The 20235-nt window shown below is 45.4% G+C and carries 21 protein-coding genes and 1 pseudogene; 13 read left to right on the top strand and 9 right to left on the bottom strand.

Annotated features, from left to right (window positions below):
- Positions 1-338 precede the first annotated feature (338 nt).
- The 7 genes from E4665_RS13730 to E4665_RS13700 all read left to right on the top strand — a co-directional run bounded on the left by E4665_RS13730 (position 339) and on the right by E4665_RS13700 (position 6295).
- Positions 339-2738 carry a heavy metal translocating P-type ATPase gene (locus E4665_RS13730; RefSeq protein ID WP_135349375.1) on the top strand — a complete coding sequence of 800 codons (2400 nt, stop codon included), beginning with the start codon at positions 339-341 and terminating at the stop codon, positions 2736-2738.
- A 65-nt stretch (positions 2739-2803) separates the two neighbouring features.
- Positions 2804-3019 (top strand): cation transporter, encoded by a 216-nt coding sequence (locus tag E4665_RS13725; RefSeq protein WP_135349374.1) that lies wholly within the window; start codon positions 2804-2806, stop codon positions 3017-3019.
- A 348-nt stretch (positions 3020-3367) separates the two neighbouring features.
- Entirely contained in the window at positions 3368-4081 is a 714-nt protein-coding gene (locus E4665_RS13720; protein WP_135349373.1) for a response regulator transcription factor, read from the top strand.
- The gene (locus E4665_RS13715; RefSeq protein WP_135349372.1) at positions 4078-5487 is read left to right on the top strand and encodes a sensor histidine kinase; all 1410 of its coding nucleotides are present in this window, start codon (positions 4078-4080) and stop codon (positions 5485-5487) included. Before E4665_RS13720 ends, E4665_RS13715 begins: the two co-directional genes overlap by 4 nt.
- Positions 5487-5687, top strand: a complete 201-nt coding sequence (locus E4665_RS13710) for a hypothetical protein (RefSeq protein ID WP_135349371.1) — start codon at positions 5487-5489, stop codon at positions 5685-5687. The genes E4665_RS13715 and E4665_RS13710 overlap by 1 nt, the downstream gene beginning before the upstream one ends.
- Positions 5688-5792: 105 nt before the next feature.
- Positions 5793-5984 (top strand): hypothetical protein, encoded by a 192-nt coding sequence (locus tag E4665_RS13705; RefSeq protein WP_135349370.1) that lies wholly within the window; start codon positions 5793-5795, stop codon positions 5982-5984.
- A 29-nt stretch (positions 5985-6013) separates the two neighbouring features.
- Positions 6014-6295, top strand: coding sequence for a DUF2933 domain-containing protein (locus E4665_RS13700; RefSeq protein WP_135349369.1), 282 nt, complete (start codon positions 6014-6016; stop codon positions 6293-6295).
- A 285-nt stretch (positions 6296-6580) separates the two neighbouring features.
- Here the strand turns inward: E4665_RS13700 and E4665_RS13695 are convergent, their stop codons facing one another.
- Complete coding sequence (locus E4665_RS13695; protein ID WP_135349368.1) at positions 6581-7000, bottom strand: MerR family transcriptional regulator; 420 nt, start codon at positions 6998-7000, stop codon at positions 6581-6583.
- A gap of 342 nt (positions 7001-7342) precedes the next feature.
- Between E4665_RS13695 and E4665_RS13690 the strand changes: the two genes are divergently transcribed.
- From E4665_RS13690 to E4665_RS13675, 5 genes are all read left to right on the top strand, one after another.
- On the top strand, positions 7343-8326 hold the full coding sequence (locus E4665_RS13690; protein WP_135349367.1) for an aldo/keto reductase: 984 nt from the start codon (positions 7343-7345) through the stop codon (positions 8324-8326).
- A 37-nt stretch (positions 8327-8363) separates the two neighbouring features.
- Positions 8364-8510, top strand: a complete 147-nt coding sequence (locus tag E4665_RS18195; protein ID WP_167815209.1) for an NAD(P)H-binding protein — start codon at positions 8364-8366, stop codon at positions 8508-8510.
- 19 nt (positions 8511-8529) lie between these two features.
- Positions 8530-9273 carry an SDR family oxidoreductase gene (locus tag E4665_RS13685; protein ID WP_135349366.1) on the top strand — a complete coding sequence of 248 codons (744 nt, stop codon included), beginning with the start codon at positions 8530-8532 and terminating at the stop codon, positions 9271-9273.
- Between the two features lie 80 nt (positions 9274-9353).
- Entirely contained in the window at positions 9354-9677 is a 324-nt protein-coding gene (locus E4665_RS13680) for a carboxymuconolactone decarboxylase family protein (protein ID WP_135349365.1), read from the top strand.
- 210 nt (positions 9678-9887) lie between these two features.
- Positions 9888-10706: an aldo/keto reductase gene (locus E4665_RS13675; RefSeq protein ID WP_135349364.1), complete on the top strand. Its 819-nt coding sequence runs from the start codon at positions 9888-9890 to the stop codon at positions 10704-10706.
- A gap of 128 nt (positions 10707-10834) precedes the next feature.
- On the opposite strand, the gene E4665_RS13670 is transcribed toward E4665_RS13675, so the two are convergent.
- Positions 10835-11359: an NAD(P)H-dependent oxidoreductase gene (locus E4665_RS13670; RefSeq protein WP_135349363.1), complete on the bottom strand. Its 525-nt coding sequence runs from the start codon at positions 11357-11359 to the stop codon at positions 10835-10837.
- Between the two features lie 213 nt (positions 11360-11572).
- On the opposite strand from E4665_RS13670, the gene E4665_RS13665 reads away from it, so the two are divergent.
- A complete protein-coding gene (locus E4665_RS13665) occupies positions 11573-12160 on the top strand; it encodes a TetR/AcrR family transcriptional regulator (protein WP_135349362.1) in 588 nt (195 codons plus the stop codon).
- A gap of 804 nt (positions 12161-12964) precedes the next feature.
- Here E4665_RS13665 and E4665_RS13660 read toward each other — a convergent pair.
- From E4665_RS13660 to E4665_RS13630, 7 genes and pseudogenes are all read right to left on the bottom strand, one after another.
- Positions 12965-14122: an amidohydrolase family protein gene (locus E4665_RS13660; protein WP_135349361.1), complete on the bottom strand. Its 1158-nt coding sequence runs from the start codon at positions 14120-14122 to the stop codon at positions 12965-12967.
- On the bottom strand, positions 14112-15179 hold the full coding sequence (locus E4665_RS13655; RefSeq protein ID WP_135349360.1) for a pyridoxal-phosphate-dependent aminotransferase family protein: 1068 nt from the start codon (positions 15177-15179) through the stop codon (positions 14112-14114). Before E4665_RS13655 ends, E4665_RS13660 begins: the two co-directional genes overlap by 11 nt.
- A pseudogene (locus E4665_RS13650) lies at positions 15176-15859 on the bottom strand (ABC transporter ATP-binding protein); the annotation flags it as partial. The pseudogene E4665_RS13650 and the gene E4665_RS13655, both read right to left, overlap by 4 nt.
- A gap of 86 nt (positions 15860-15945) precedes the next feature.
- Complete coding sequence (locus E4665_RS13645) at positions 15946-16698, bottom strand: ABC transporter ATP-binding protein (protein ID WP_241654872.1); 753 nt, start codon at positions 16696-16698, stop codon at positions 15946-15948.
- Positions 16698-17564 (bottom strand): ABC transporter permease, encoded by an 867-nt coding sequence (locus E4665_RS13640; RefSeq protein ID WP_135349357.1) that lies wholly within the window; start codon positions 17562-17564, stop codon positions 16698-16700. The genes E4665_RS13645 and E4665_RS13640 overlap by 1 nt, the downstream gene beginning before the upstream one ends.
- Positions 17561-18571 carry an ABC transporter permease gene (locus tag E4665_RS13635; RefSeq protein WP_241654870.1) on the bottom strand — a complete coding sequence of 337 codons (1011 nt, stop codon included), beginning with the start codon at positions 18569-18571 and terminating at the stop codon, positions 17561-17563. The genes E4665_RS13640 and E4665_RS13635 overlap by 4 nt, the downstream gene beginning before the upstream one ends.
- Positions 18568-20142 (bottom strand): ABC transporter substrate-binding protein, encoded by a 1575-nt coding sequence (locus E4665_RS13630; RefSeq protein ID WP_135349356.1) that lies wholly within the window; start codon positions 20140-20142, stop codon positions 18568-18570. The genes E4665_RS13635 and E4665_RS13630 overlap by 4 nt, the downstream gene beginning before the upstream one ends.
- Positions 20143-20235: the final 93 nt, after the last annotated feature.

Below are 20235 nucleotides of genomic sequence, written 5' to 3'. Positions count from 1 at the left end.
CGATGCTTCACGGATTTTCCTTTTTTGTCCGTGCTAATTCGAGAACGATTTGAAAAAAGATATGACAATTTCATACCCTAACAGAATCTACACAACTTCTCAATAAAATGCATATATGAGACCAAAGGACAAGTATAGGTTCTCATTCATGCGAAAGACCATATGACCTGTAGCAAACAGATTGTTTCATTTGACGTATATACCCCCATGGGTATAATGAGGCTGAAAGGAGATGAAAAGAGCCGTCAAACTGAATCTTTAGTTTGAACAAATACAAATCATTTATTCTGGATGTTCATATTGACTTCTGGATGAACGGATATAAGGGGATGAGATGAATGAGTTCAAAGGCGATGCAGATCGGGATCACGGGGATGACCTGTGCTTCCTGCTCTACAAGGATTGAAAAATCGCTTAATAAAATGGATGGCGTCGAAGCGAATGTCAACCTCGCACTGGAAAAAGCGAAGGTGACCATCAATGAGGAGAAGGCAAGACCCACGGACATTGTACAAAAAATTGAAAAGCTGGGTTACGGTGTGCGGACGCAAAGGTTGGATGCGGATATTCTCGGAATGACCTGTGCCTCCTGTGCCGCGCGCATTGAAAAAGGATTGAGCCGTATGGCTGGTGTCGTATCAGCTCAGGTTAATCTGGCGACTGAATCTGGAACTGTGATCTTTCAGCCGGGGATTACTGAACCGAATGCCATTTACAATCAAGTCAAAAAGCTTGGATACAAGGCTGTTCCGAAACAAGAACAGGCGACGGACGAAAAAGAGAAGGAGCTCAGAAGAAAGTTGCAGAAACTGATCTTATCCGCTGTTCTTTCGCTGCCGCTGCTTTACACAATGATTGCACACTTGCCCTTTAATACAGGCCTTCCGATCCCCCACTTGCTGATGAATCCATGGTTCCAGCTAGTCGTGGCAGGTATTGTACAGTTTTACATTGGCGGCCAGTTTTATGTCAGTGGTACAAAAGCTCTATTAAATAAGAGTGCCAATATGGATGTTCTGGTTGCGCTGGGTACGAGTGCTGCTTACTTTTACAGCGCATTCGAGACATTCCGTTATCAGTTCGGCGGACTCGCCAATCCAGAGCTGTATTATGAAACAAGTGCGATTCTAATTACGCTTGTCCTGTTAGGTAAATATTTTGAATCACGTGCAAAAAGGCGGACGACTGCGGCGATTACTGAACTGATGGGACTGCAGGCCAAAGAGGCAACAATCATTGAGGATGGGAAGGAACGAAAAGTACCTATTGATCAGGTTGCTGTCGGTGATTTGCTACGTGTCAAACCTGGAGAAAAAATACCTGTAGATGGTATCGTTGTCACCGGCCATTCTTCCGTTGACGAATCGATGATTACCGGTGAATCGATTCCTGTCGAAAAAGGAATGGATGACAAAGTCATCGGGGCCACGGTGAACGCTAATGGAACGCTGACCATGAAGGCTGAAAAAGTAGGTAAGGATACGGCAATTGCCGGAATTGTCAAGATTGTTGAGGAAGCCCAGGGATCAAAAGCGCCGATCCAGCGGCTTGCCGACAGTATCTCGGGTATCTTTGTACCGATTGTGATCGGTATATCGGTGTTGGCATTTCTTGTCTGGATTGTATTTGTCACTCCCGGTCAGTTTGCTCCGGCACTGGTTGCGGCCATTAGTGTCCTTGTGATTGCCTGCCCTTGCGCTTTAGGCTTGGCAACGCCGACATCTATTATGGTTGGGACTGGCAAGGGGGCTGAGAACGGCATTCTCTTTAAAGGAGGTGAATTTCTCGAAACGACCCAAAGTCTGCAGGCTATTCTGTTTGATAAGACGGGCACCATTACTAATGGTAAACCGGAAGTTACGGACATGATTGCACTGAATGGCGCAGAAAAAGAAGAGCTCCTAACGCTTGCTGCTTCAGCAGAATCAGCCAGTGAACATCCGCTGGCGCAGGCGATCGTTACCTATGGAAAGCAGAGCAGCCCGGATCTCCCTTCACCGGATCAGTTTAAGGCTCTTGCCGGCTATGGTATTAAAGCAACGGTTTCAGGAAAGGAAATAGCGATCGGCACACGGCGGCTAATGAAAGATGAAGGCATTTCTTTTGCTGAGACTGAGGAACGAATGAATAAGCTTGAATCTGAAGGGAAAACGGCAATGTTTGTTGCCTACGATGGCAAACTTCAGGGGATCATTGCTGTTGCAGACACCATCAAGAAATCTTCGAAGCAAGCCATTGAAGAATTGAAAGCACGCGGTCTCTCGGTGTATATGATTACGGGTGATAATGAGCGAACGGCTCAGGCGATTGCCAGACAGGCCGGCATTGACCATGTGTTTTCCGAAGTCCTTCCCGAAGAAAAAGCGGCTAAAGTGAAAATTCTTCAAGAAAAGGGACTGAAGGTAGCTATGGTCGGCGATGGCATCAATGACGCACCGGCGTTAGCGACAGCAGATATCGGCATGGCGATTGGTACCGGAACAGATGTGGCCATTGAGGCAGCTGATATCACACTGGTCGGTGGTGATCTGCTTCATATCCCAAAAGCGATTGATCTAAGCCGGAAAACGATGCGGAACATTCGTCAGAACTTGTTCTGGGCACTGTTCTATAATATTGTCGGCATTCCGGTGGCCGCACTTGGCTTGCTTGCACCGTGGGTAGCTGGTACCGCCATGGCCTTCAGTTCTGTATCCGTCGTGACGAACAGTTTGCGTCTGAAACGAGTTAAAGTCTGAATTTGAAAGGTTTTTGACCGAGAAGCTATAGAGCATCAAAAAAATGAAAAGGAGATTGACGACTTATGGCAAAAACAACGCTTGATGTTAGAGGTATGATGGGCGATCACTGCAAGAATCTGGTGACTAATACACTGAAGGGTCTTGATGGGGTATCTGCTGTATCTGTAGATTTGAAAACGGGTGAAGCTGCTGTCGACTATGATGATACGAAAGTACAATATGACAAGATGAAGGAAGCTGTTGAAGAGCAAGGATACGATGTTGTCGGACAGCACTGAATTGGTATCGATTACTCATTTGATATGATTAGATGCGGTATATTTCAGAAGACCTGGAAGAGGGTAAAACCTCAGTTGAATACGATAAAGCAATCAAGGATTCAGATCAAAAAGGTGAGGGAAGCTTTTGAAGCAAGGATACGATGGTTTCGGACAAGATGAATGGTAATGAAGTGCCTCGCCTGAAAAAGGTCAGAGGCTTTTTTTTATAATAATGGCTCTGTTGAGGTGCTCAGATCTTTTTTGGTGAACAATTACTTATACATTGTTTCTACATATTTATCATGCAATCTGAATTTGTTACTATATGTCATTCGGAAAATAGTTACTGTATGATGAAAGAAGGTGATGAGTGTGAAGAAATTACAAGTCTTAATGGTGGATGATGACTGGAAGCTACGCAATTTGTTGCGGATCTATTTGTCCAAAGAAGGCTTTGATACTGTTGAGGCAGCGGATGGCCATGAAGCGATGCTGAAAATTAAAAATCAGTCCTTTGATCTGGTCATCCTTGACGTGATGATGCCCAATATGGATGGCTGGCAGGTCTGCCAGTCGATTCGGAAGACACAATCCGTTCCTATTCTGATGTTGACGGCTCTCGGTGAGACAAAAGAAAAAGTCCAGGGGCTGGAACTCGGGGCGGATGATTATCTGACCAAACCCTTTGATCCTGAGGAATTGATCGCCCGCGTTCATGCGTTGATTCGCCGTGCATCTTCTAACTCTACCCAACAAACAAATAATGATGTGCTGCATTTTCCCGCGCTGATGATAGATAGGGATGGGCGTCAGGTTTTTGTTCATGATCAATCGTTGGATCTAACGCCAAAAGAATTCGATCTTTTTGCTACGCTAGCTAAAAATAAAGGACGTGTTCTGTCCCGGGAACAGTTGATCGAGCAAATATGGGGCTATGATTTCGAAGGTGATGCGCGGGTTGTTGATATCCACGTTAAAAATATCAGAGAGAAATTAAAGAGATCCGGTTTAGCTTATAACCCGATTCAGACAAGTTGGGGAGTCGGCTACAAATTTGAGGCAGAGGTCGGAAAATCATGACGATCAATCGAATTGGATTGAAATTGGGTGCGGCTGTTCTCGTGCTGATGATTGTGGTTCTCGTGTCTTCTGGCCTTGCAGTAGATCGATTGTTCACCAATTTCTATGATGCTCAAATGAAGGACAATACACAGGAAGTCGCAGCACACTTTGTGACCATGGCAGAATCCAATGATACCTCTTCACAATCCATGATTCGGGCTTTTGCCAAATTTTCCAGTGTGAGAGTCTTTTGGCTGACTGATGAAGGAAAGATTTTGACGTTTCCAGGGGAAAAACAGCCGGATCTATCTTTTATACGGGCACGTGATACCGAGCGACTGCATTCCGGCCGTTCTATAGCTTTTCAAAACTATGATCGTCATGGAAACCGATTTTATGTTATTGGCAAACCTGTTCGAATAGGAAAAAACACTAGGTCTGCGATCTATATTGTCTCTTCCATGAAAAAAATAGATGATTCTTTACAACGACTTCGAAACTTGCTGATGCTTTCTGGACTGGGCGCGTTTCTTCTCGCCTTAGGGATGATTCTGATCATGAGTAAATTGCTTTCGCGTCCACTGCTTCAAATGCAGCAAATGACCAATAAGATGGCAAAAGGTAACTGGGAGACACGGCTTCAGGTCAGAAGCCGGGATGAAATCGGGATGCTTGGGCACTCCATTAATGATCTGGCTGCAAGTTTGCAAAGATATCGAGATACACGGCGAGCGTTTTTCTCAAACATTTCACATGAACTCCGAACACCTGTCACTTATCTACAGGGTTATGCTAAAGTTCTGAAAGATGGATTAGTTGATTCTGATAAAGAAAAAAAACAGTACCTCTCCATTATTTATCAAGAATCCATCCGTCTCGAGCATTTGATTAATGACCTGTTTGCCCTCTCGAAAATCGAGGAAGGACAGATCAAACTCAATATGGAATGGATGGATCTGAAAACTACAATTAAAACAGCTGTTCAGAAGGTTAAACTTAAAGCAGAAGAGAAACGGTTAAGTTTACAGCTGGATTTACACGATCATGTTCCTCTTATTCGAGGAGACCACAAACGGATGGAACAGGTATTGTTAAATTTACTTGAGAATGCGATCCGCTATACGGAGAAGGGCAGCGTTCTTGTACGACTGACTACGACAAAAGAAGCAACGGTACTGTCTGTATCAGACACAGGCATTGGCATTTCTGAAGAAGAGTTGCCCTACATTTTTGAACGGTTTTATCGAGTGGAGAAATCGCGTGCGCGTGAATACGGCGGGACGGGTTTAGGTTTGTCCATCGTCAAAAAATTTGTTGAAATGCAGGGCGGAACGGTTCGTATCGATAGCCAAATAGGCGTCGGGACTACTTTTACATTAATCTTTACTCATGAAAAAAAGCAGAAAAGGGGCGGGATGAGCTGATGAAGAAAATAGACTGGTTCTTTTCCATTTTTTTAATCATCATGGGGCTGACCTGCCTGCTCTTCTCTGCCAACGCATTTGGTCATGAGAGTTTTTTTGCATTTGGGAGGATTCTTTTCAAAGTCTGCATGTGGGCCGCCTGTCCGGGTGTCCTCGTTGGCAGCCTGTATCTATGGTTCCATTACCGGAACAAAGGGTGATGCTGTTTTTTTCAGAAACGATTCACTTTCCACATGTTTTCCACACAGATTCCACACAATTCTTGTCTAAAATCATGATTAAAGAATGAGAGGAGGAAGGAATCAATGGATTTGAGCTGGTTAGCATTACTTGCTTGTCCCCTGATGATGCTCCCGATGTTGTTTATGATGATGAAGGGGAATCATTCAGACACAAACCATTCCGGACATCAGAATGGCTCAACTGAATTAGATGACCTGAAAGAACAGAACAAACTCTTGCAGGAACAACTTCAGCAGCTTAAAAACAAGGGTTAATCTTCAAAATTTACGAGGAGGAATGTTTTATGAATTGCTGCGGAAACCATGATCATGACATTCAGAGTCATGCAAATCATAGTCAGGGAAATGAAAATAATAGTGCTCATGGAACGCATCAACACAGCCATAATTTGATGATGGCGGTCTGCCTCATTGTCCCAATAACTGTGATCATTGGTCTGTTTTTCACAGGGGGATTTTCAGGATCAAATAGTTTGCTCATACTAGCTGCTGTGCTGATTTGCCCGTTGATGCATCTGTTTATGATGCCGGCGATGATGAAGAAAGGTAATGGGCATCATCATTGACCTGAAAAAAATTTAGATCAACTGTTTTTATAGAGACGAAAACTCAATTGGGTTTTTCGTCTCTATTTAATAAGGATTTCGTGATGTCCTTGTTGATGATAAGCGTGGGAATTCAATATGTTAAATTAACGAAATAAATATATCCGTTTGTCTAAGGATATAATTGTCTAACCTAAGATTGATATAGATGAGCCTCATTTTTAATAACTTGGAGGCGGTCCTCTTGGGACAGCCTTTGTTATTATATATTGCATTCAAATAGATTTACTTGATTCTGTTCGCGCCTTAGTAGTCCTGAGTGTATATTTTTTCTAAGTGTTTATTTGGCATGAGTGTATCGGGTTTATTGTTAATCAATACGTTGGCATAGTGATCGACCTTTTTATTGATCAATCGCAAATGAGCCTGGATTTTTTCAGCCTGCGCCATTGTTTCCCGTTGCTGCTCCACCATAATTCGGTAACGTTCAGGGACCGTTTGGTCACCTTCGAGACATAATTCAATGTAATGCTTGATTTTGGCGAGCGGCATTCCGGTTGCCCGCAAACAAGTCACGATTTCTACCCATTCGATATCAACGTCATCAAATACCCGACTATTATTTTCATCACGTTTGACTGTCGGTAGTAAGCCATGATCGTCATAATAGCGAATGCTGTACGTTGATACATGAACTTTTTGCGAAACTTCTTGGATGGTGTACATTAATATTCCCCCTCCCTTAGAAAAGCTTAAGTTAGTACATACTAACCCTGACTGGATATTCATAAAGAGGATATTATCACGAAAGCTGATACAGTACAAGAAATGATGGCTTTCTTTTCAGCATAATCAGCCTTTCCTTATAACACTGCTAACCATTGGTGCTTTTTTCACGAACGGAACAACATTTAAAATATTGCTAAGCGAAAAAGTAACTGGGGAATCCCTTGGTATATAAATAAAAATCGAACATTCTACAAAAAAGTGGTCAAAAGACTTGCCTTCTAACAACTCGAAGGGGATATACTGCACTGGTAAAGACATCAACAAAAGGAGTGCGTGAATATGGATTATCGTACGGTTGGTAAAACCGGAATTAAAGTTTCCAGCTTAGCCTTCGGTACCATGTCTTTCGGCAGTACCGCGGATGAAGCGACTTCCAAAGCTATGTTTGATCGCTGCCGAGAAGCAGGCATTAACTTCTTTGACTCAGCTGACGTTTATGCCAGCGGCCATTCCGAAGAAATCTTAGGCAGTTTCATTAAAGACTCGCGCGATGACGTGGTCATTACGTCGAAAGTTTTCTGGCCGACCGGTCAGGATATTAATGCGCGAGGCCTCTCCCGTCGACATATCATGCGCGGTGTTGAAGCAAGCCTGCGAAGACTCCAGACAGACTATATTGATTTCTACATTGTTCATGATTTTGATGAAAATACACCTATGGAAGAGACGATGCGGGCACTGGATGACCTTCAGCACCAGGGCAAGATTCTTCATGCGGGTGTCAGCAACTGGGCGGCTTGGCAAATCATGAAAGCTCAGGGTATTGCGGCTAAAGAATTACTCGGACGATTCGAGATCATCGAACCGATGTACAGTCTGGTGAAACGGCAGGCGGAAGTGGAAATTCTGCCTATGGCGCAGGCGGAACAAATGGGGGTTATCGCTTATAGTCCACTTGGCGGCGGATTATTGACCGGTAAGTATGGAATAGGCAAACGCCCGACGAGCGGTCGGCTAGTTGATGAAGCGCGCTATTCAGATCGGTATGCCGGTGCGGAAAATTATGAGGCTGCCGATCGATTTACCGCATATGCCAAGGAACACAATGTAGCGCCGGCAACCTTGGCCGTTGCCTGGGCTAAGGCGAATCCAGCTGTTACTGCACCCATCATCGGTGCCCGGAATCTCGCACAGTTGGAAGATTCGCTTGCGGCTGCTGATTTTAACATGACAAAAGACATGTACGCTGAGATAGCCGATTTATCACGAACACCGGCGCCCGCGACGGATCGAACAGAAGTATTGACCGGCAAATGGTCATAAGTCGAAGTCAAACGAATGAGAAAAGGATGGTACAATCGTGAAACGAGTTCTCGTTTTAGGTGCCAACGGTCATATCGCTCGAATTGTAACGGATCGGCTGCTGTCTGAAACCAATCATGATTTAACGTTGTATCTGCGCCGAGCCAAACGATTGAAACATATCGATAAGCCGAGAATGTACTAATTTATTAGGAGGAAATCAAATGACATCATTGAAAGATAAAGTTGTAATTATTGCAGGTGCTTCAAGCGGTATTGGTGAAGCCACAGCTCGTCGTTTAGCCAATGAAGGAGCTAGACTGGTGATTGGCGCCCGCCGCGAGGAACGGTTGAAGCAATTAGTTGAATCCTTACCGAATGCTGAGATCAATTATCAAGTCACGGATGTGACCCAACCGGAAGATCTAGAAAGCCTAGCCAAATTGGCGCGAGACAAGTATGGGCGCATTGACGTTATGTTTAACAACGCGGGGGTCATGCCGACGGCTAACTTGAGCGAAATTCGTCGTCATGAATGGCAGCAAATGCTCGACATCAATATTATGGGTGTCCTTAATGGTATTGCCGCTGTTTTGCCCATCATGAAAGAGCAACAATCGGGTCACATTATTGCGACTGATTCCGTAGCCGGACACGTTGTTTATCCGGGATCTGCCGTTTATTGCGGGACCAAGTTTGCTGTTCGGGCTATTATGGAGGGGCTGCGTCAAGAAGAAAGAGAAAACAATATCCGGACGACCCTTGTTTCACCTGGTGCCGTAGATACCGAACTGTACACAACGATTAATGATCCAAAGGCCAGCGAATGGGTGAAGAATAACCAGCGAACACCCGGACTGGGACTTACCTCGGAACAAATTGCTGATGCTGTGGCCTATGCCATTGGGACTCCGGAAAATGTTGCGATTAATGAGCTGCTGATCCGTCCAACGAAGCAATCCATTTAATCGATTTTTGTAACAAGGATGAATCGAGTCCAGCTCGTATTTAGTGAGTTAATATTTTTGCAGCGAAAGGGTGTTTTTAAATGGCAGAAAAACAAACCGCGGGGCATCAATTACTTGGAGATTTTGCCCCCAAATTTGCAGAACTGAACGATGATGTACTTTTTGGTGAAGTCTGGTCGCGTGAAAAAGAACTGTCTGCTCGTGATCGCAGTTTAATCACCGTGACATCTTTGATTACTTCCGGCATGTTTGAACAATTGAAATACCATATGAACAAGGCTAAGGAAAATGGCGTAACCAAGGAAGAAATGGCGGAGGTCATTACGCATTTATCCTTTTATGCCGGATGGCCTAAGGCTTGGTCTGCCTTTAATCTGGCTAAGGAAATTTATGCTGAGGACTAAGCACTTCTCCACCATTATGCTAAATTTCAGGACAGACCTTTTGATTGTTCATGCAAAAACTGATTTTCAGCTCGGCACCTGAAGGGATGAGCAGGCTTTTTGTTTGACATGGAGTCCACTTCAGCATTTATACTTTTAAATTGAAGGGCAGTGTCACAAATTCAATGAACCAGCGATTAAAGTGCTGATCCACAATCAGGGGGCTTAAAAATGACTGTTTTAACGGATGCTTACACGTTAAGCAATGGCATTAAAATACCAAAAATTGGTTTTGGTACCTGGCAAATCCCGGCAGGAAAGGTTACTTACGAAGCGGTAACAAATGCGCTCAAATTAGGTTATCGCCATATTGATACAGCCTGGGCTTATCACAATGAGAAGAGTGTCGGGGAGGCTGTACGTGATTCCGGTCTTGATCGAAGCGAAATCTTTGTGACATCCAAATGCCCTGCTGAAGCAAAAAGTTATGCTTCTGCAAAAAAGCGCTTTGAAGAAACAATGGAAAACCTAGATATCGACTATCTGGATCTTTATTTGATTCACGCGCCATGGCCATGGGCAGAATGGGGTACGGATTATTCAAAGGAAAATCTTGAAGTATGGCGATTAATGGAAGAGGTCTATCAGTCCGGGAAAGTCAAAGCAATCGGTATTTCTAATTTCAATGTGTCTGATATGAAAAATATCTTTGAGCATTGTACGGTCAAGCCGATGGTCAATCAGATCCGCTATTTCATTGGCTTCACGGAACCGGATATTACAAAATATGCCGAGGACAACGATTTGCTTGTCGAAGCTTACTCGCCGCTCGCGACCGGGAAGATCTTAAACAATTCTGAGTTACAAAAAATCGCCGAGAAGTACTCTGTTTCCGTGGCACAATTGTCCATTCGTTACTGCCTGCAAAAAGGTGTCTTGCCATTGCCTAAAGCGACCAGTGAAGCGCACATTCGCAATAATGCGGACATTGATTTTACGATTTCAGAACAGGACATTGCTTATTTAGATACACTGACCACATCCAGGTGAAGTTTGAGAGCAAGTAAAAGAATTTAGCTTACCTTCCTCTTGGGACCCTTTTATCAAAGAACAAACAAAAACTGCCGGAAGAACCGACAGCTTTTTGTTTGTTCTTTTTTCTCCAGGATCGTTATAAATTAATGTTCCGCATTAAGATAGGTGACTAGATCTTCCGCACTTTTCTGAAGCCCCACATCTGAAAGCAGACGAACACCATATCTTTTAAAGATTGGGAGGAAGCGGGTGCCTATTAGATTGGAAGTCGCTTGGAAGGGCCTGGTGAGTTCACTGATTGTAAAATGATGGGATCCACCTGCTTGATATTGCGATTCCGGCCCGCCTATGGATATCGCTAAAATGAAATCTTTTCCTCTCAATTGGGTTCCTCTAGATCCGTATGCCCAGCCATATGTCAGAACATCGTCCTCCCATTGCTTGAGAAGCGAAGGGCTGCTGTACCAGTACATGGGGAACTGGAAAACAATCCGGTCATGAGCGAGCAGAAGCTGTTGCTCTTTTTCCACGTCAATGATTCCATCCGGATACGTGCCGTACAGATCGTGAACAGTGATGTTCTCTTCTTGTTTTAAACGATTCATCCATGCTTTGTTGACCACTGACTCGGTCAAATGAGGATGAACGACGATATCAAGTATTTTCATTTTCAGGTTGTCCTTTCTTATCGATAATTCTTTTGATTCCTTTGATTTAACAGTTTTCATCGGATATTTATTGAACATTTGTTGATTATTAAACCGTCGTTGATTATCATTATAGGAGGAAACAAAGGGGATGCAATCGTCAATATCGAGGCGAGTGTTGGATAGTCAACAATTTCATGAAAAATGTTCATTAGTGAAAGGAAAGATTAAAAAATGGGGACACAAACCAACACGGACAGACGGATCCGGAGAACAAAAGCGGCCATAAATCGGGCATTTCTGGAGCTGTTACAAGAGAAATCATTCAATCAAATTACGATCAATGATATTGCTGAAAGAGCTGATGTCAACCGGGGCACCATTTATCTGCACTACACGGATAAATATGATCTTCTGGATCAATGTATCGCAGGTAATCTGGATACCATCGATCACATGATTTATTCAAGTGTATTCAATTTTATCGAGAACAAAGCGGATGTGAATGAGTCAATTGAAGCACTGAAGTCACTATTTATTTATTTCGAAGAGCATGCCCTCTTCTTCTCATCGATGCTTGCCTGCCATAAAACGTCTGCTTTCCGGGATCGCATGTTGCAGATCTTTACTTCCGCCATTCAGAAGAAGCTGGACAGGCAAGGCATCAATCAAGGTCAGGATAAACAAATTACGACACAGTTTATCGCCTCAGCCTTCGTCGGGACCTTGGAATGGTGGATTCTGAATCAGATGCCGCACTCACCTCAATATATGGCAGAGCAAGTATGGACATTGTTTGAAAGACATAACATCAAATGCTAGAGGTGCTTGAGGGTTGTGCAAAAGCAAGTGCGGCTATGGCACCTCTTTAATCCCGGCAGCCGGTCTTATATTGTTACGTAAAAAAAGCCCTGCTGGGAACCACAGGTAACACAACACCGGAGTAAAATGTTCGGATCATAAATCTCTGAATCATCGGCGATCTTCTTGCCGAGAGAATCAGTCCTGCGGAAGGGATTCGTGAAAATTGACTGAGTTTTGTGTGAAGGGCTCAGAGTTATGTCCTCCTGCCTGTCACATATGAGAGGAGAGGGTGCATTCCTGAGCACAGAAGTCCGGCATAATAGAGTAATTTAAAGTGGGGAGCTAAGGTAGCCTTCCCACTTATAAATGCTGTTTATGGAATACCAAAAGGCCTTACGGAGATTGAACTCTCCGTTCAGGTTATAATTGCTCGGACGAGGTGTGCAGTAACAATAAAGTTGTTTAATCATGAAGCCGTGAAGTCGCATTTCTACGTTGTAAATCTGTTCCATTTTGAGATAAAGTTGTTCAAAATATCGATAACAATTGGCACATAATGAACAGTTGACGAAAACAGTGCAATAGAAAATTGAAGGTCAAAATTCGAATTCAACCTAATTAAGAGAAAGTTCAACCGAATCAGATTAAAGTTCAACCTAATTTAAGAAGTTCAACACGAATGATCGAAGCTTTAGCATAATCTAGAGTTCCAGACATCATTCACTGTTTCGCAGTTCATATTTACAGCGTAACAGCAAGATGGAACAACTTTATTGTAATTTTGAAATGACTTTATTTGTAGTTAAACATCGTTATTGCCAATCAACACGAGGATAGATCTGATTCAGCCCCTCCTTTAATAACGGATACGATACTTTGGTGCAATGCTTTTGCGTTTTGAGATTTATAGGGATCAGTATTGAAAATGACCGCGTCAGCAGTGAAGCCTTCTTCGATACGCCCCAGTTTATCCCCGTATCCTAAAATCTCTGCGGCGGACTCCGTAGCGGATTGCCATGCCCCTTTGCGGGTCAGTCCACAGTCGATTAATGTGTCTATTTCTTCAAGGTTGCGTCCATGCAGGACAGGCGTGGAAAAATCCGTACCTAATGCGATCCGGACACCTGCTTCTTTGGCATAGCGAATAGCATTTGGATGCGCTTCGGCGGCGCGGGCTGCCCGCTCGCGAATTTCTTTGCCCAGTGAAAGCACGTCGGACGCGTCTGCGACAATTCGATAAATCGTTGCGGTTGGAATAAAAGATATCCCTGATTGCGCCAACCGGCTCGCCTGCTCCTCAGTCAAATAGATTCCGTGCTCTACGGAGTCAGCACCGGCGTCAATCGCCCAGTCCAAAGTAGGTCCACCCCATGTATGAACCATTACTTTCGTGTTTCGTGCATGGGCACTGCGTACGATGGTGAAGAATTCTTCTTGTGTAAAAATCGGTTCAAGCACTTTTTCCGTCGGTGATCCAAGCCCCCCGGTTGCAAGTATCTTGATCCATTTTGCTCCGGTATTTATTATCTCACTGACCAGCCGCTCCAGGTGTTCAGGACCTTTGGCGTTTTTAACGCCAAGCATATCGCCGCAGGCATAAACACTTAAAGGCTGTCTGAGGTGCTGATTGATACGCCGGGCAGTATCTGGCAACAGTCCGCCCGCGTCGCGCACGGTTGTAAATCCGGCCTGAAAAGTCGCCTCAAAGGCCTGCGCCTGCAAGACTTCTATTTCGCGTTTATCGCGCTTTAACTGGTCCGCCTGATCAAAATCGGTCCATGCCAAATGCGTATGAAGATCGATCAAACCCGGGCTAATCCATAGATCCTCATTTGGATGATCATGTTGCGTGTGCGGTTCTGTGGACTCCGCGATGGATGAAAAACGACCATTGCTTATTTCTATATCAAATCGTTGCTCAGCTATTCCTGCTATAAATAGATTTTTAAATGTCCGCTTCTTTTGAAATTTATTCTCCATCTTCATTCTCCCAGACTGATCTTTCTGCAAGAAGCGCATCATGAGGGTCCCGATGTGCCAGCTTTGCAAGCGTGATCGTGGCTTCCTCAACGCTTTCCTGATTGGCGTTCGCACCGAAATGATTGATACGCAAGAGTTTATCACGCAATTCCCCGTCTCCGGGAGCGACAATGCCTTCGGGGCGTTCGATATTAAGATTGCTCCCTTGAGGGATCCGGACAGTCGTAACAAGCGGTGAGTACCATTTTTTGTTCCGTTGCCATGGCTCGAGGCCCAAGGCTTCGATGCCGGCAATAGCAGCAGATGATGCTAATTCGTGGCGCTGGTTAATCGCTTCTAAACCTTCTTGTTCAACACGTTCTAATGTTTTTATAAGAGCCCTGGCTTCAAGAATAGGGATGTTTGCCGGAACCTGTTCTCGTGCCACGCGATGATGCGGGTTTAAATCAAGCAACGAAAGAATTGAATCGCGCGGAGCTTTCCCATTAGCAGCCAGGAACGTCCAGCCGCGTTCAGAAACGCCCACGGCGCTGATTCCATTGGGACCGGAGAGTGCTTTTTGCGCGCCTATTGCCACAAAGTCGATGCCCCACTTGTCCATGAGTACCGGTTCTGCCCCAATTGCCGAAACAGAATCCATAATGGTGATGATGTTTGATTGGCGTGCAATCTGCAGGATGCTGCTGGCCGGGTTGGAGCCACCTGTGACCGCTTCCGCCTGAACGAAAGCAAGCGCGCACGGGTGATAGCGATCAACCGCCGCGGCCACTTCATCTGCAATGACCACTTCATCAAAAGATGTACTGATAGTGACAACCTCTGCTCCACCGCGTGCCAGCCATTTCCCGAAGATAGCCCCGTACGGACCGGTCACAATGTTTAAAATTGTCCGACCGGGCGCGGATACGCCCGCTGCGATTGCCTCGATTCCCAAAATGGCCTCGCTAGGTATGATGACCGGACGGTTTGTTGTGGACAGGAGTCTGGAGAGCGAGCCTGTGAGCGTATCAAATTCTGGTCTTGTGAGAGGTGAGAAGTTTTCATTATTTTGTCTCATAAAAACCTCCTGTCGGACGGGATTGTGTCCATCTTTGGAACGGCGGACAAAAGCTCATAGCTATACGCCGTCTCCGGATGAGAAAAGAATTTCTCCTTTTGGTTGATCTCGACGATTTTTCCCTGCCGCATGACAGCAACCGTATCGCTTATCGCGTTGATCACGCCCATATCATGAGAGATGAAAAGCATGGTCAGCTTAAGCTCAGATTTGAGCGCATTTAAGAGCTCGAGAATACTGAGCTGAACCGAAACGTCCAAAGCGCTCGTTGGTTCATCCGCGATCAGGATGCTTGGTTCAACGCTTAATGCGCGTGCAATGGCGATCCGCTGGAGCTGTCCGCCGGAAAATTCATGAGGGTACCTGACAAGGGAGTTTTCGTCAATCTGGACACGCGCAAGAAGTTCCTTGCATCTCTTGTCCACTTGAGAACGGTTGACGATTTTATGAAAAAGCAGCGGTTCGGCGAGTATTTGCCTGATCGTATGTCTTGGATTGAGTGACGAGTCGGGATTTTGAAAAATCAATTGGATCATTTTATGCTGCTCCCGGCTTCGTCTCTTGCCCAATACCTGGGAATCCAGCACAATCCGCCCCTCATCGGGAGTAATCAACCCCGCTATGACTCTCGCAAGAGTCGACTTGCCGGAACCGGACTCTCCGACAAGACCGAGTGTGGTGTTTTGCTTCAGTTCCAGGCTAACATGGTCCAGTGCGGTAAAATTTCCATAGGTCACCGTTATATCTTCGATCTGCAGTGATGTTTTCATAAGACGGGCCTTCTTTCAAAATCCGGGACAGGAAGAACAGAACTTATAAGCCTCTGGGTATACGGATTTTGCGGATTTTGTAAAAGGGTTAAAGTGTCACCCCGTTCGATGATCTGTCCCTCTTTCATCACACAAAGTCTGGAACACATTGACGAAACAATGGCAAGATTGTGCGTGACAAACACCATGGCAAATCCCAGTTCCTTTTGAAGGCGTGTGATGATTTCCAGTATTTGATGTTGAACCGTAACGTCAAGCGCTGTGGTTGGTTCATCACAAAGGAGTATATCCGGCTTGCACGCTAAAGCCATAGCAATAACAATACGCTGGCACTGGCCCCCGGAAAGCTGGTGGGGGTAACGGTCCTTTTGCTTTAAGGAAGCGGGAAGACCGAGCATGTCAAGCAACTCAAAAGCTATTTTGCGCGAAGCCTTCCGACTCACTTTCTGATTGTAAGCTACAACCTCGGCAAGCTGTCCGACGACCGGACAAAGCGGATCAAGGGCACCTATGGGGTCTTGAAAAATCATGGCGCATCTGCCACTGCAACGGATGTTTGCACTGACTTGTTCAATCCCGGGTGGCAGCAGACCGATGATGGAGCGCAAGGTGAGCGATTTTCCGGATCCGGATTCGCCTACCAGCCCCATACTTTCGCCTCTGCCGATTGTAAAGCTCACATTTGAAACTAATTTTTTTTTAGATCGCGTCGCAAGCGATAGCTTTTCCACTTCTAAAATGGGTGCCATCATTTTCTCCTCCATATGTCCGCTAAACCGTCACCCACAAGGGATAAAGCGATCCCCGTGTATACAACAGCACATCCTGGAACTGCCGAAAGCCACCACGCTGTGGCAATGAAGGACTGCCCGTCAGATATCATCGTTCCCCAATCCGGAGTTGGCGGCGCAATGCCGATCCCGAGATAGCCCAGCGTTACAATGGCGACAAGCAGCCCAACCATATCCGTCATAAGCACGACCACTGCCTGCGGCAACACGTTCGGCAAAAGGTGCCGCAGGATGATTTTCACCCCGGGGATCCCAAGGGTTTGGGCGGCGGCGATCCACTCTTGCTTGCGAAACGACGCGCTCAGGCCTTTGATGACACGCGCATAGACAATCCAGCCCACTAAGATAAATGTAATGTAGATGCCCTTTTGCCCCGCACCACTTGCAAATGCCACGATAATGACAATTAAATAGAAGGGGAAGGCAATCAGAGTATCTGTTATTAGTGTGATCAACGTGTCGATCCATTTGCCGTAATAGCCTGCCAGCATTCCGAGAAACACGCCGGTACAAAAAGGGATCACTTCAGCCAAAACCATGATCGACAAATCGGTTCGGGCGGCATAGATCACCCGTGTAAACAAATCACGCCCCAGCTGATCCGTTCCCAGCCAGTGCTTGGTTGACGGGGGCTGCAAAATAGCGAACAGATTTTGGTGAGAAGGCTGATAAGGGCTGATTACCGGTGCAAACACGGCCACCCCGATGAGAAGGGCAAACATCATGCCTCCCCATAGAAGAGGTGGTGTGTTAAGTACCTTTTTCAGCAAGCTTTTGCCTTTCCTGTTCTCTTGAAGCTGAGTGTCTAATTGTATGCTTTTCATAGTTCCCCCTTCGTCCTTGGATCGAGGAACCTGGAAGCAATCTCAACCAGGAAGCTTATAATTTCCACAGATATCGCGCAATAAAGAGCAATGCCCTGGATAATCGGGAAATCCCGATTGGAAATGGCTGAAAAAAGCAGGCTTCCGATACCTTCGATGCCAAAAACCTGTTCTACGACCAATGTGCCGCCAATCAGGTAGGAGATGTTGACGCCAAGAAGCATCAGAGCGGGAAGTGCGGAATTGCGCAATACATGCTTCACCAGTATCACCCGATTAGGGATTCCCGCAGCTTTCAAGGTAACTACAAAGTCCGACTCCAGTACTTCCAACATCTGCGTCCTTAAAGAACGGACGAGGGTAGGGATGTGCGCAAATGCGACCGTGATTGCAGGCAGCATGAGACTGTATAACATACCCCCCAAGCCCTGACCGACTCCTCCGACGGGAAACCACCGTAGCCGCACGCTGAGAAAAATAATCAGCAACAAACCAACCCAAAAGATCGGCATGCCAAGGGTAACAGTAGGTAAGATGCGTATCAAGTGATCGAGCACCCCGTTTTTATGTGTCGCCGCAACAGTGGCCAGCACAATCGAGACGATGATTGCAAGAAGACTGGCCATTGCGATGAGCAGCAGCGTGACGGGGGCACGTTCCGCAATCAGTGTTCTTGTGGAAGTCCCTAGAACAATCGAAGTGCCGGTATCTCCGTGGGTCACGAGATTTTGCACAAAACGAATAAACTGCTCCCAAATAGGAAGATCGAGCCCGAGTCGATGATGCATACTTTCAATGGCTTGAGGCGTAGCGTATTGCCCCAAAATCATTTTGGCAGGGTCTCCAGGTACGATCCGGATGATGAAAAAGACCGCCACAACCACACAGAAGACGACTGATACCGCCCTGATGAGTGCGCGTACAAGCCATCTGTGTGATGGTGCTATTTTGGCAGATAATCCGGAAAGCTTTTTAAATCGTCCGCCCGTTGCTGATAATTTAATCATTTTGTGATTTGAACGCTATCGAAGCGAACACTGCCATTGGGAAGTACAACCAAGCCCTTGACTGATGAACGGACACCGATCAGAACATCAGGATAATAAAGAGGTATATAGGGTACTTCGTCCGCAAGAATTTGCTGGAGATTGGCGTAAATTTTTGCGCGCGCTGGTCCATCTGGCGTTTTTTGACCTTCATACAGGAGCTTCGTCACATTATTATTGGTGTAGTGGGTCCAGTATGACTTGCTGAAACCTTTCGGGTCTGTTTGAAAAGCGAGAATCGAATCCGCGTCCGGATAATCCGCCTGTCCACCGTTGATCATTGTTGAGAAGTTATAGGCAAAGAAACGGTCACGGAACGAGGCCAGCTCTATCGATTCAATATTGATGTTGATGCCAATCGTTTTCCCAGCTTGTTGAAGAATCTGTGCCAGATGCGCGGTTGTGCTGTTTCCGGACGCAATCAACAAATTCGTTGAGAATCCATGAGGATACGCTGATTTTGCAAGTTCTTTTTTGGCCGCGTTCGTATCAAAGTTGAGTGCTTTGATTGTCTTATTTGTATTGTAGAGAATGGCAGGTGGCAATAGCGAATTTGCAGGCTCTGCATAACCAAAGGTAAGCGCCTTTGTCAGTGCCGGGCGGTCAATTGCAAGCGCGAGTGCACGGCGAACATGTACGTCGGAAAAATGCTTATCTAGAGTATTAAAGAACAACTGCTCTATAGACCAACTGCCGCTGGTTAACACACCAGTACCAGCGTTTTGCTTTAATTCATTGGCATTTTCGAGAGGCAATGATTCAATCGCATTAACCTCACCCGCTTTGAGCTGGTTAATCGCCTGGCTGTCATCTTCGATCAATTTGTAGACGAGTTTGTCGATATAGGGCTTGCCTTTCTGCCAGTAGTATTTGTTTTTAACGAAGGTAAGATCACCGGCCGGATCCCATTTTTGAACAACGAAGGGACCTGTGCCAATAGGTTTTTTAAAGAATTGCTTCTCAGAGACGCCGCCAAAATTATTTGGAAGTATGCCGTTGGAAAAGTTTGCGAGCTCTGAAAGAAATGGCGTATAGGGCTCTTTAAGTGTAATCACAAGGGTTTTATTATCTTTGGCCTTAATGGAAGCGACCTGTGCCGATATGGCGAGCGGCCCTTTATCAATTAAATGTTGCTGAATTGAAAAAGCCGCATCCTTGGCAGTCACATCAGTCCCATTTGAGAACTTCAGTCCATCGCGTAAAACAAACGTATAAGTTAATCCATCCTTGCTTATACTGTGCGACTTTGCCAGCCAATTGCCGATTTTTCCATCCTTGTTAAATGCGACCAGTGGTTCAAAAACTTTGTCGATCGCAAAGGCATTGTTTGACGTAATCTCACTGTACTCGTCAAACGAAGTGACGGGAGCGGGGCGGCCGTAAACGAACGTTCCCCCTTTTACCACTTGATTCTTGCCTGTGTTTTGAGAGGCATTATTTGATCCGGAACATCCTGCGGTAAGCACTAACAAAAGAATCATCAAAGATGCAATTAAAGGTTTCTTCCTTAGAAATGCGGAAACTTTTGACATATACGATACTCCCCTTCGATTATGTATAATACCCTGTTATACATATAATTTTAATATGATTTGCCTAATAAATAAATCCGCCATTCCTGTCAG

Origin of the sequence: Sporolactobacillus shoreae, assembly GCF_004684935.1 — a bacterium.
GTDB lineage: Bacteria > Bacillota > Bacilli > Bacillales > Sporolactobacillaceae > Sporolactobacillus > Sporolactobacillus shoreae.
Note: the sequence above shows the minus strand (reverse complement) of the source record. Positions and strands in the feature narration are given on the sequence as shown.